At 61.4% G+C, this 12,270-nt stretch carries 11 protein-coding genes; 9 read left to right on the plus strand and 2 right to left on the minus strand.

Going from position 1 to position 12,270, the window contains the following annotated elements:
* The first annotated feature begins 275 nt into the window (after positions 1–275).
* The 8 genes from rnr to HU750_RS05125 all read left to right on the plus strand — a co-directional run bounded on the left by rnr (position 276) and on the right by HU750_RS05125 (position 9,858).
* Positions 276–2,855 carry a ribonuclease R gene (gene rnr / locus HU750_RS05090; protein ID WP_085272311.1) on the plus strand — a complete coding sequence of 860 codons (2,580 nt, stop codon included), beginning with the start codon at positions 276–278 and terminating at the stop codon, positions 2,853–2,855.
* On the plus strand, positions 2,852–3,598 hold the full coding sequence (gene rlmB, locus HU750_RS05095; protein ID WP_027592540.1) for a 23S rRNA (guanosine(2251)-2'-O)-methyltransferase RlmB: 747 nt from the start codon (positions 2,852–2,854) through the stop codon (positions 3,596–3,598). Before rnr ends, rlmB begins: the two co-directional genes overlap by 4 nt.
* Positions 3,599–3,885: 287 nt before the next feature.
* Complete coding sequence (rpsF, locus tag HU750_RS05100; RefSeq protein ID WP_003249557.1) at positions 3,886–4,311, plus strand: 30S ribosomal protein S6; 426 nt, start codon at positions 3,886–3,888, stop codon at positions 4,309–4,311.
* A 28-nt stretch (positions 4,312–4,339) separates the two neighbouring features.
* Positions 4,340–4,570: a 30S ribosomal protein S18 gene (gene rpsR, locus HU750_RS05105; protein WP_003249563.1), complete on the plus strand. Its 231-nt coding sequence runs from the start codon at positions 4,340–4,342 to the stop codon at positions 4,568–4,570.
* A 33-nt stretch (positions 4,571–4,603) separates the two neighbouring features.
* Positions 4,604–5,467: a hypothetical protein gene (locus HU750_RS05110; protein WP_027592541.1), complete on the plus strand. Its 864-nt coding sequence runs from the start codon at positions 4,604–4,606 to the stop codon at positions 5,465–5,467.
* A gap of 20 nt (positions 5,468–5,487) precedes the next feature.
* On the plus strand, positions 5,488–5,934 hold the full coding sequence (gene rplI / locus HU750_RS05115) for a 50S ribosomal protein L9 (protein WP_012316464.1): 447 nt from the start codon (positions 5,488–5,490) through the stop codon (positions 5,932–5,934).
* A gap of 113 nt (positions 5,935–6,047) precedes the next feature.
* On the plus strand, positions 6,048–7,445 hold the full coding sequence (gene dnaB, locus HU750_RS05120) for a replicative DNA helicase (protein WP_027592542.1): 1,398 nt from the start codon (positions 6,048–6,050) through the stop codon (positions 7,443–7,445).
* A 112-nt stretch (positions 7,446–7,557) separates the two neighbouring features.
* The gene (locus HU750_RS05125) at positions 7,558–9,858 is read left to right on the plus strand and encodes a YgiQ family radical SAM protein (RefSeq protein WP_027592543.1); all 2,301 of its coding nucleotides are present in this window, start codon (positions 7,558–7,560) and stop codon (positions 9,856–9,858) included.
* Positions 9,859–9,934: 76 nt separating this feature from the next.
* Here HU750_RS05125 and HU750_RS05130 read toward each other — a convergent pair whose 3' ends face one another.
* Positions 9,935–10,522, minus strand: a complete 588-nt coding sequence (locus HU750_RS05130) for a cytokinin riboside 5'-monophosphate phosphoribohydrolase (protein WP_186677372.1) — start codon at positions 10,520–10,522, stop codon at positions 9,935–9,937.
* A gap of 349 nt (positions 10,523–10,871) precedes the next feature.
* On the opposite strand from HU750_RS05130, the gene azu reads away from it, so the two are divergent.
* On the plus strand, positions 10,872–11,321 hold the full coding sequence (gene azu, locus HU750_RS05135) for an azurin (protein ID WP_186677374.1): 450 nt from the start codon (positions 10,872–10,874) through the stop codon (positions 11,319–11,321).
* Between the two features lie 119 nt (positions 11,322–11,440).
* On the opposite strand, the gene nadE is transcribed toward azu, so the two are convergent.
* Positions 11,441–12,268 carry an NAD(+) synthase gene (nadE, locus tag HU750_RS05140; protein WP_027592546.1) on the minus strand — a complete coding sequence of 276 codons (828 nt, stop codon included), beginning with the start codon at positions 12,266–12,268 and terminating at the stop codon, positions 11,441–11,443.
* Positions 12,269–12,270 lie beyond the last annotated feature (2 nt).

Raw genomic sequence — 12,270 nt, forward strand, 5'->3', positions numbered from 1 at the left:
ACACATTTCGTCGAGGTCACATGATGCTTTACATCGCGTTTCATCTCAACTACAACGTCGTCTGTCCGTCGTTGTGGTGCGCACTATACGGACGGTCCTGAGGGCTGTAAACCCCCTGATCAAAAAAAATTTCAAAAATTTCAACTTGTTGATTCTGCAGCCCTATTACACCTTCCTCGGCTCATCGCCGGGGGGCTGTCCAAGGCTGTCATTTCCGGTTTCAATACGCCTATGCCAGAATTCCTATCTATATACCCCAAGGTGAACCCCTTCTGATGGCCGATTGGCAATCCCTCGATCCCGAGGCCGCTCGCGAAGCGGAAAAATACGACAACCCTATCCCCAGCCGTGAGCTGATCCTCCAACGTCTTGCCGATCGTGGCGAGCCGGCCGCCCGCGAGGAGCTGGCGGCAGAATTCGGTCTGTACGAGGAAGACCAGATTGAAGCCCTGCGCCGCCGCCTGCGTGCCATGGAGCGCGACGGCCAGCTTATCTATACCCGGCGTGGCACCTATGCCCCGGTAGACAAGCTGGACCTTATCTGTGGCCGCATTTCCGGCCACCGCGACGGTTTTGGCTTCCTCATCCCTGATGACAAGAGCGACGACCTGTTCCTCAGCCCTTCGCAGATGCGCCTGGTATTCGATGGCGACCGCGCCCTGGCGCGTGTGTCCGGCACCGACCGCCGTGGCCGCCGTGAAGGTGTATTGGTAGAAGTCATCTCCCGCGCGCACGAAAGCGTGGTCGGGCGTTACTTCGAAGAGGGCGGTATCGGCTACGTGACGCCGGACAACCCGAAGATCCAGCAAGAAGTGCTGGTGACCGCCGGTCGCAATGGCGGCGCCAAGATTGGCCAGTTCGTCGAGATCAAGATCACGCACTGGCCCACCCCGCGCTTCCAGCCGCAAGGCGATGTGATCGAAGTGATCGGCAACTACATGGCGCCGGGCATGGAAATCGACGTTGCCCTGCGCAGCTACGATATCCCGCACGTCTGGCCCGATGACGTGGTCAAGGAAGCGCGCAAGTTCCGCTCCGAAGTGGAAGAGAAGGACAAGGAAAAGCGCATCGACCTGCGCCACCTGCCTTTCGTCACCATCGACGGCGAAGATGCCCGCGACTTCGACGATGCGGTGTATTGCGAGCCGCTGGGCAAGCTGCGCCTGTTCTCCGGTGGCTGGCGCCTGTACGTGGCGATTGCCGACGTTTCCAGCTACGTGCGCCTGGGTTCTGCCCTGGACGTCGAAGCCCAGCAGCGTGGCAACTCGGTGTACTTCCCCGAGCGCGTGGTGCCGATGCTCCCCGAAGAGCTGTCCAACGGCCTGTGCTCGCTGAACCCGCACGTCGATCGCCTGGCCATGGTCTGCGAAATGACCATCAACAAAGCCGGCCAGATGGTCGACTACCAGTTCTACGAAGGCGTGATCCACTCCCATGCCCGCCTGACCTACAACAAGGTCAGCAGCATGCTCGAGCATGCCCGCACCCGTGAAGGGAAGGCGCTGCGCGAGGAGTACAAGGAGGTCCTGCCGGACCTGAAGAGCCTCTACGCGCTCTACAAGGTGCTGCTGGACGCGCGTCACACCCGCGGTGCGATCGACTTCGAGACCCAAGAAACCCGCATCATCTTTGGCGATCAACGTAAGATCGCCGAGATCCGCCCGACCGTGCGCAACGATGCCCACAAGCTGATCGAGGAATGCATGCTGGCGGCCAACGTGGCCACCGCCGAGTTCCTGCAGAAGCACGGCGTGCCGGCCCTGTACCGCGTGCACGATGGCCCGCCGCCGGAGCGCCTGGAAAAACTGCGCGCCTTCCTCGGTGAGCTGGGCTTGTCGCTGCACAAGGGCAAGGACCCGTCGCCAAAGGATTACCAGGCCCTGCTGGCGAGCATTTCCGAGCGCCCAGACTTCCACCTGATCCAGACCGTGATGCTGCGCTCGCTGAGCCAGGCGGTGTACAGCACCGACAACAACGGCCACTTCGGCCTGAATTACGAGGCTTACACCCACTTCACCTCGCCGATCCGTCGTTACCCGGACCTGCTGGTGCACCGCGCCATCCGTAGCATCATCCGCTCCAAGGTGGATACCCCGCACGTCAAGCGTGCTGGCGCCATGAGCATTCCCAAGGCGCGCATCTACCCGTACGACGAGAACACCCTCGAGCAACTCGGCGAGCAGTGCTCGATGACCGAACGCCGTGCCGACGAGGCGACGCGCGATGTGGTCAACTGGCTCAAGTGCGAGTTCATGAAGGACCGTGTGGGCGAGACCTTCCCGGGTGTGATTACCGCGGTGACCGGTTTCGGCTTGTTCGTCGAACTGACGGACATCTACGTAGAAGGCCTGGTGCACGTCAGTGCGCTGCCGGGCGACTACTACCACTTCGACCCGGTTCATCATCGCCTGTCCGGCGAGCGTACCGGGCGCAGCTTCCGCTTGGGCGACACGATCGAAGTCAAGGTCATGCGCGTTGACCTGGACGAGCGCAAGATCGACTTCGAAGTCTCCGAGAAGACCCTCAGCGGGCCGATCGGTCGCAAGCAGCGTGGCGCCGCGGCGTCCGCAGACGGCAAGCCCGAGCAGCCGCAACCGGCCACCGAGGCGAAAGCCACGCCCAAGCCGCGCAGCCGCAAGAGCGAGGCGTCCGAGGCCTACTTCCCTAAAGATGCCGTGCAGCGCAACGCTGAAGTGCGCAAGAGCCGCGAGATGAAGAAGGCGTTGATGACCGACGCTCGCAGCAGTGCCGGCAGCAAGTCGGAGAAGGGTGGCAAGCCATCCGGCAAGCCGACCAAGCATCGCAAAGGCCCGCCGAAGTCCGGTGCGCCCCGCAAGAGCAAGAGCAAGTCATGAGTCAGCTGGAAAAGATCTACGGCGTACACGCCGTGCAGGCGTTGTTGCAGCACCACCCCAAGCGGGTCAAGCAGGTCTGGCTGTCGGAAGGGCGCAGTGAGCCGCGCCTGCAGAAGCTGCTGGAGCTGGCCGCAGAAAACCGCGTAGCGGTCGGCCAGGCCGAGCGCCGCGAGCTGGATGCCTGGGTCGAAGGTGTGCACCAGGGTGTGGTCGCCGAGGTCAGCCCGAGCCAGGTGTGGGGTGAGTTGATGCTCGAGGAGTTGCTCGAGCGCACCGAAACGCCACCGCTGATTCTGGTCCTGGACGGCGTCACCGACCCGCACAACCTCGGCGCCTGCCTGCGCACCGCCGATGCCGCCGGTGCCACGGCGGTGGTGGTGCCCAAGGACAAGTCAGCGACCCTGACGCCGGTGGTGCGCAAGGTGGCCTGCGGCGCTGCGGAAGTGATTCCGTTGGTGGCCGTGACCAACCTGGCGCGCACGCTTGAAAAACTTCAGCAGCGTGGCCTGTGGGTGGTCGGCACGGCCGGTGAGGCCGAGCAGGAAATTTACCAACAGGACCTGACCGGGCCGCTGGTGATGATCATGGGGGCAGAAGGCAAGGGCATGCGCCGCCTGACCCGTGAGCATTGCGATTTCCTGGTCAAGTTGCCGATGGGCGGTAGCGTCAGCAGCCTGAACGTTTCGGTGGCGACCGGCGTTTGCTTGTTCGAGGCAGTGCGCCAGCGTCAAGCCAAGCGCTGATTCATACCTGTGCGGGCCTCTTCGCGGGCAAGCCCGCTCCCACAGGGTTCGGTGAGATCTCTGTAGGCGCGGGCTTGCCCGCGAAGAGGGCGGTGCAGGCTAACGTGTTTCTGGCTGTTCAAATAATCGCCAATTACCTTGCTTGTCCGCCCCGCCTTCTCTACAATTGCGCCCCTTGCCGAGCTGGCAGGCGCTCATGTGCCTCCCCTCCATGGCAAGACATACAGTGTCATTCACTCCTTGTCTGACCAGCGTTCTGGCAGACTACTAACCCGTAAGGAGCATTCATGCGTCATTACGAAATCATCTTTCTGGTTCACCCGGACCAGAGCGAGCAAGTCGGCGGCATGGTTGAGCGTTACACCAAGCTGATCGAAGAAGATGGTGGCAAAATCCACCGCCTGGAAGACTGGGGCCGTCGTCAACTGGCCTACGCAATCAACAATGTTCACAAGGCTCACTACGTGATGCTGAACGTTGAGTGCACCGGCAAGGCCCTGGCCGAGCTGGAAGACAACTTCCGCTACAACGATGCCGTGATCCGTAACCTGGTCATCCGTCGCGACGAAGCCGTAACCGGTCAGTCCGAGATGCTGAAGGCAGAAGAGAACCGCAGCGAGCGCCGTGAGCGTCGTGAGCGTCCTGAGCATGCTGACTCCGCCGAAGGCGATGACAGCAATGACAGCGACTCCAGCGATAACGCTGACGAGTAATCCACGGACCTTTTGAGGAGCCTATTACATGGCACGTTTCTTCCGTCGTCGTAAATTCTGCCGCTTCACTGCTGAAGACGTGAAAGAGATCGACTTCAAAGATCTCAACACCCTGAAAGCTTACGTATCCGAAACCGGCAAGATCGTTCCAAGCCGTATCACCGGTACCAAAGCTCGTTATCAGCGTCAGCTGGCTACCGCTATCAAGCGCGCCCGCTTCCTGGCCCTGCTGCCCTACACCGACAGCCACGGCCGCTGAGACCGGGTCGTCGACAAGCAGTAAGGGATAAGCATGCGAGCGTTAGCTGATTTCATCATGCGCGGTCGTGTGCAGGCCACCCTGGTGGTGGTCATCAGTGCAGTGTTACCGCTGTTGTTCTGGTTGAGTGCCGCTGCCGGAAGCCTCGTGCTTCTGCGGCGCGGGTTCAAGGATGCTTCAACGGTCATCGCGTTTGGGCTTTTGCCCGCGGTGGCCATCTGGGCCTTTGGCGACCCCAGTACCTTGCTGGTGCTGTTGGGGACGCTGGGGCTGGCCGCCTTGTTGCGTGCCGGGCATTCCTGGAGCCGGGTGTTGATGTTCAGTGTTGTGTTGGGGCTGGTTTACAGCCTCATCCTGGACACGGTACTGCGTGAAACCTTCGAAGTGTTGGCCAAGGCGCTTGTACAAGCCCTGCCACAAATCGAAGGCAAGCCGGTGATCCCCGGTGAGCTGATCGGCCCTGTGCTGGTCGCTTCAACGGCGGTGATGCTGCAGCTGTTCAGCGTGCTGGCTTTGATGCTGGCGCGTTATTGGCAGGCTGCGTTGTACAACCCTGGAGGCTTCGGTCGCGAGTTTCGCGCCCTGAAGTTGCCGCGGGTAGCCATGCTGGCTTTGGTGGCCATGATGGTGCTGGGTCCGTTCATCGGGCCGCAGTTCATCGTTCTGGCCTCTGCGTCCAGCCTGGTGCTCGTCCTGGCCGGCATCGCCTTGATGCATGGGCTGGTGGCACAGGGCCGATTGGCCGGTTTCTGGCTGGTGGGCATGTACGTGACGCTGCCGCTGATCATGCAGCTGATTTATCCGTTGCTCGTGGTTTTGGCCATTGTCGACAGCCTGATTGATTTTCGCGGTCGCAAGTCCCCTGAGGGGAATGACTCCGCGAACGGTGAAGGTTAAAAGTTAAGAGGTTTTACCAAATGGAACTGATCCTGCTGGAAAAAGTCGCTAACCTGGGCAACCTGGGCGACAAAGTAAAAGTTAAGGCTGGTTACGGCCGTAACTTCCTGCTGCCATTCGGCAAGGCCACCGTTGCCAACGCCGCCAACCTGGCTGCGTTCGAAGAGCGTCGCGCCGAGCTGGAAAAAGCAGCTGCTGACCGTAAATCGTCGGCTGAAAGCCGCGCTGCCCAACTGGCTGAGCTGGAAGTGACCATCACTGCCACCGCTGGCGACGAAGGCAAGCTGTTCGGTTCGATCGGCACCCACGACATCGCTGACGCCCTGACCGCCTCCGGCGTTGAAGTGGCCAAAGCTGAAGTTCGTCTGCCGAACGGCACCATCCGTCAGGTTGGCGAATACGACGTAGCCGTGCACCTGCACAGCGACGTTGAAGCCACCGTACGTGTGGTCGTCGTAGCTGCCTAAGCTGCGCTGACTGGCTGGCCGCACGCGGCCCAGCCGGTTAACATCGGGCACGGTCCTGTCTTTCACAGGCCGTGCCCTTTGTCTTTTTCGTCCCCCAGAATTTATTCGTGGCCATGAACGAGATCACCACCTCCGAACAGCTTGACCTGCAAACCGCATCCCTGAAGGTGCCGCCGCATTCCATCGAGGCCGAACAGGCTGTGCTCGGTGGCCTGATGCTGGACAACAACGCCTGGGAGCGGGTACTGGATCAGGTGTCGGATGGCGATTTCTATCGGCATGACCACCGCCTGATCTTCCGCGCCATCCACAAGCTGGTCGACCTGAACCATCCGTTCGATGTGGTCACGTTGCACGAGCAGTTGGACAAGGAGGGCGTGTCGTCGCAAGTCGGCGGCCTGGCCTACCTGGCGGAGCTGGCCAAGAACACCCCGTCGGTGGCCAACATCAAGGCCTACGCCGCGATCATTCGCGAGCGGGCCACGTTGCGTCAGCTGATCAGTATCAGCACCGACATCGCCGACAACGCGTTCAACCCGCAAGGGCGCAACGCCGAAGAGATCCTCGACGACGCCGAGCGGCAGATCTTCCAGATCGCCGAGGCCCGGCCAAAGACCGGTGGCCCGGTAGGGGTCAACGAGCTGTTGACCAAGGCCATCGACCGGATCGACACGCTGTTCAACTCCGACAGCGATATCACGGGTATCTCCACCGGGTATACCGACCTGGACGAGAAGACCAGTGGCTTGCAGGCAGCCGACCTGATCATCGTCGCCGGCCGTCCATCGATGGGTAAGACCACCTTCGCCATGAACCTGGTGGAAAACGCCGTGCTGCGCAGCGACAAGGCGGTGCTGGTGTTCTCCCTCGAGATGCCAGGCGAATCGCTGATCATGCGTATGCTCTCGTCCCTCGGCCGCATCGACCAGACCAAGGTCCGTTCCGGCCAGCTGGACGACGACGACTGGCCGCGCCTGACCTCGGCGGTCAACCTGCTCAACGACCGCAAGCTGTTCATCGACGATACCGCCGGCATCAGCCCGTCGGAAATGCGTGCGCGCACCCGCCGCCTGGCGCGTGAGCACGGTGAAATTGGCATGATCATGGTCGACTACCTGCAGCTGATGCAGATCCCGGGTTCTGCCGGCGACAACCGGACCAACGAAATTTCCGAGATCTCCCGCTCGCTCAAGGCCCTGGCCAAGGAATTCAACTGCCCGGTCATCGCCCTGTCGCAGCTGAACCGCTCCCTGGAGCAGCGGCCGAACAAGCGCCCGGTGAACTCCGACTTGCGTGAATCGGGTGCAATCGAGCAGGACGCCGACGTGATCATGTTCGTCTACCGCGACGAGGTGTATCACCCGGAAACCGAGCACAAGGGCATTGCCGAGATCATCATCGGTAAACAGCGTAACGGCCCCATCGGCTTCATCCGCCTGGCCTTCATCGGCAAGTACACCCGCTTCGAGAACCTCGCGCCGGGTATGTACAACTTCGACGACGACGAATAAGCGCAGGGTTTGCGTATTGCAGATGAATCCGACCTCTGCCGTCGGATTTGATCAAAATTTGTGCTATATTCCGCGCCCGCGATTTCCCTGAACACCAGAACCGGTCACTGACATGCAAGCAGCCAAACCACTCTACGACTATCCCAAGTACTGGGCCGAATGCTTCGGGCCAGCACCGTTCCTGCCAATGAGCAGGGAGGAGATGGATCAGCTCGGCTGGGATTCCTGCGACATCATCATCGTGACCGGGGACGCCTACGTCGACCACGCGTCGTTCGGCATGGCCATCATCGGCCGTCTGCTGGAAGCCCAGGGCTTCCGTGTGGGCATCATCGCCCAGCCAAACTGGCAGTCCAAAGACGACTTCATGAAGCTGGGCGAGCCGAACCTGTTCTTCGGCGTCGCGGCCGGCAACATGGATTCGATGATCAACCGCTACACCGCGGACAAGAAGATCCGCTCCGACGACGCCTACACCCCAGGCGGCATGGCCGGCAAGCGCCCGGACCGCGCCAGCCTGGTGTACAGCCAGCGTTGCAAGGAAGCCTACAAGCACGTGCCGATCGTGCTCGGTGGCATCGAGGCCTCGCTGCGCCGCATCGCCCATTATGACTACTGGCAGGACAAGGTCCGCCATTCGATCCTGATCGACGCCAGCGCCGACATCCTGCTGTACGGCAACGCCGAGCGGGCCATTGTCGAAGTCGCCCAGCGCCTGTCCCAGGGTGAGAGCATCGAACACATCACCGACGTGCGCGGCACCGCGTTCGTGCGCCGTGACACGCCGCAGGGCTGGTTCGAGATCGACTCCACCCGCATCGACCGCCCTGGCCGCGTCGACAAGATCATCAACCCCTACGTCAACACCCAAGACACCCAGGCGTGTGCCATCGAGCAAGCCAAAGGTGACGTGGAAGACCCGAACGAAGCCAAGGTGGTGCAGATTCTCGACAGCCCGGGCATGACCCGCGACAAGTCGGTGATCCGCCTGCCGTCGTTCGAGAAGGTGCGTAACGACCCGGTGCTGTATGCCCACGCCAACCGCGTGCTGCACCTGGAAACCAACCCAGGCAACGCCCGCGCCCTGGTGCAGAAGCATGGCGAAGTGGACGTGTGGTTCAACCCGCCACCCATCCCCATGACCACCGAAGAAATGGACTACGTGTTTGGCATGCCTTACGCACGTGTTCCGCACCCGGCCTATGGCAAAGAGCGCATCCCGGCGTACGAGATGATCCGCTTCTCGGTGAACATCATGCGTGGCTGCTTCGGTGGCTGCACCTTCTGCTCGATCACCGAGCACGAAGGGCGGATCATCCAGAACCGCTCCCACGAGTCGATCCTGCACGAGATCGAGGAGATGCGTGACAAGGTGCCGGGCTTCACCGGCGTGGTTTCCGACCTTGGCGGCCCGACCGCCAACATGTACCGCATCGCCTGCAAGAGCCACGAGATCGAGAAGCACTGCCGCAAGCCGTCGTGCGTGTTCCCGGGTATCTGTGAAAACCTCAACACCGACCACAGCTCGTTGATCGAGCTGTACCGCAAGGCGCGTGCCTTGCCGGGTGTGAAGAAGATCCTGATCGCCTCGGGCCTGCGTTACGACCTGGCGGTCGAGTCGCCGGAGTACGTCAAGGAGCTGGTCACCCACCACGTGGGCGGCTACTTGAAGATTGCCCCGGAGCACACCGAGCGTGGCCCGCTGGACAAGATGATGAAGCCGGGCATCGGCACTTATGACCGCTTCAAGCGCATGTTCGAGAAGTTCTCGAAAGAGGCGGGCAAGGAGCAGTACCTGATCCCGTACTTCATCGCCGCGCACCCAGGCACCACCGACGAAGACATGATGAACCTGGCCCTGTGGCTCAAGGGCAACGGCTTCCGCGCTGACCAGGTGCAGGCCTTCTACCCGTCGCCCATGGCGTCGGCCACGGCCATGTACCACTCGGGCAAGAACCCGCTGCGCAAGGTGACCTACAAGAGCGAAGGCGTGGAGATCGTCAAGAGCGAGGAGCAGCGCCGTCTGCACAAGGCGTTTTTGCGTTATCACGATCCGAAGGGCTGGCCGATGCTGCGTGAGGCGCTGGAGCGCATGGGCCGTGCCGATTTGATCGGGCCAGGCAAGCACCAGCTGATTCCGCTGCACCAGCCGCAGTCCGACAGCTACCAGAGCGCCCGCCGCAAGAACTCGACGCCGGCTGGCAGCCACAAGGTGGGCAAGGAGCAGAAGATCCTGACCCAGCACACCGGCCTGCCACCGCGTGGCAGCGATGGCAGCAAGCCGTGGGACAAGCGTGAGAAGGCCAAGGCCGAGGCATTTGCCCGCAACCAGCAGGCGGCCAAAGAGCGTAAAGAAGCGGCCAAGGGTGGCGGCAAGGGTAAGAAGCCGCGTCAGCCCGTTATTCCGCGCTGAGGCTTGAAGGGGCCGCTTTGCGGCCCATCGCAGGCAAGCCAGCTCCTACAGGTACAGCGCAGCAGCCCCTTTCAGTTCAATCCGGCTGCTTGTCGACCCACTTCGGCGCTACCGGCGCGACGAATTCACTCATCCCATCCAGCAATGCATCCGCCTGCTGCCCCAGCAGCAACATCGCCCGATGCTGCGGCCGCACGAAACCTTCCTCGACGATATGGTCAAGGAACCCGCCCAGCTTTTCATAAAAGCCATTCACATCGAGCAGGCCCAGCGGCTTGGCGTGATAGCCCAGTTGCCCCCAGGTCCACACCTCGAACAACTCCTCCAGCGTACCCAGCCCACCCGGCAGCGCAATGAAGGCATCGCTGAGTTCGGCCATGCGCGCCTTGCGCGCGTGCATGCCATCGACCACCTCCAGGCGGCTCAGGCCCTTGTGGCCCACCTCGGCGTCCAGCAGGCTTTGCGGGATGATCCCGACCACTTCGCCGCCCGCAGCCATGGCAGCATCGGCCACGATGCCCATCAAGCCGACAGCGCCGCCACCATAAACCAGGGTCAGGTCGCGCCGGGCGATGGCCTGGCCCAGGGCCACGGCCGCTTCACGGTAAGCAGGGTTGGCGCCGATGCTGGCGCCGCAGAAGACACACACGGAACGTACACGCATTGCTCATCTCCAATCATTCAGAATGACAGGGTACGGCGCATGCATGGCCGTTCCAAGGCCGGTGTCATTCCGGACGGGAGAATTCGCAGACAGCACCCGTGGCACCCTGGGCATAGGCGGCAAGCAGGCTGTTCATGAAGCTGGAAATGCGCATTTGGTATTGCTCCTAAATGAGAGGTTGTCCCATCCTCCAATAAAAGGGCATGATGTGCCCTTAGATTGGTTGTATACAATCCATTGAACAATTCTACTGGCTGGCCACTTGACACCCCCTTGACCCATATCAGAAAGGGGCTGAACGGTTTCAGGCAGTCTCGCAATTGATAAAACCCTGCCAAGGAGATTCATGATGTTTGCGAAAGCTGTAGCGGTATCCCTGCTGACCCTCGCCAGCGCCTCTGTCTTCGCAGCCGAATGCTCGGTGACTGTCGAATCGACGGACCAGATGTCCTATACCACCAAGGAATTCACCGTCGACAAGAGCTGCAAGGAGTTCACCGTCAAACTGACCCACTCCGGCAACCTGCCGAAGAACGTCATGGGCCATAACCTGGTGATCAGCAAGACTGCTGACATGCAGGCGATTGCCACCGAAGGCATGAGCCAGGGCATCGAGAAGGGCTACCTGAAAGAAGACAACGCCAACATCATCGCCCACACCGCGATGATCGGTGCGCCGGAGAAAGAAACCGAAGTGAAGTTCGACACGTCCAAGCTGGAAGCCGGTGGCGACTACAGCTTCTTCTGCACCTTCCCGGGCCACATCGCGATGATGAAGGGCAAGGTTGTCGTCAAGTAATTGAGTAAGGGGAGGGCTTTGCCCTCCATTCGCAGCGCAAGGCTGCTCCTACAGGGGAATGCAATCGTCTGTAGGAGCAGCCTTGCGCTGCGATTGGGGCGCAAAGCGGCCCCAGGCCCTCAAGGGGCGAACGGCAGTTCGCGCTTGTGCTGGGTCTTGCGGTAGGTCGCGACGATGATGTCGAACGCTGCCTGATCAACCGGCTGCCCCTGCAGGAACGCATCAATCTGCTCATACGTCACGCCATGTGACGCCTCGTCCGGCTTGCCCGGCTCAAGGTCTTCCAGGTCGGCTGTCGGTACCTTCTCCACCAGCGATTCCGGCGCACCAAAGCGGCGCGCAATGGCCCGTACCTGGTTTTTCACCAGCCCGCTCAGCGGGGCCAGGTCGCAGGCACCATCACCAAACTTGGTAAAGAAGCCCATCACCGCTTCGGCGGCATGGTCAGTGCCGATCACCAGGCCTGCACGGGCGCCAGCGATGGTGTACTGGGCGACCATGCGGGTACGCGCCTTGACGTTGCCGACAACAAAGTCCACCAATGTTGGCGAGCCGTTTTTCAGTTCCACCACCTCAGCTGCCAACGCTTTCACTGCCGGGGCAATGTCGACGGTGTGCACTTCATCGGCCTTGATCACGTCAAGGCACGCTTGGGCGTCATGCTCGTCATGCTGCACCTGATAGGGCAAGCGCACGGCAATGAAGGTGTAGGCCTTATCGCCGGTTTCGGCACGCAGCTCGTTGATCGCGCGCTGGGCAAGCAGGGCAGCGGTCAGTGAGTCGACACCGCCACTGATGCCCAGTACCAGCGTTTTGAGCCGGGCATTGGCCAGGCACTCCTTGATGAACGCCACGCGCCGAGCCACTTCGTTGTCGAGCGCGGCGGCATCGGCGAACGGTGGCTGCACCTTGAGCGCTTGGGCAATCTCTCGCTGAACGGCTTGCATGG

Source organism: Pseudomonas sp. SWRI50, assembly GCF_014269095.1.
Classification (GTDB): domain Bacteria; phylum Pseudomonadota; class Gammaproteobacteria; order Pseudomonadales; family Pseudomonadaceae; genus Aquipseudomonas; species Aquipseudomonas kermanshahensis.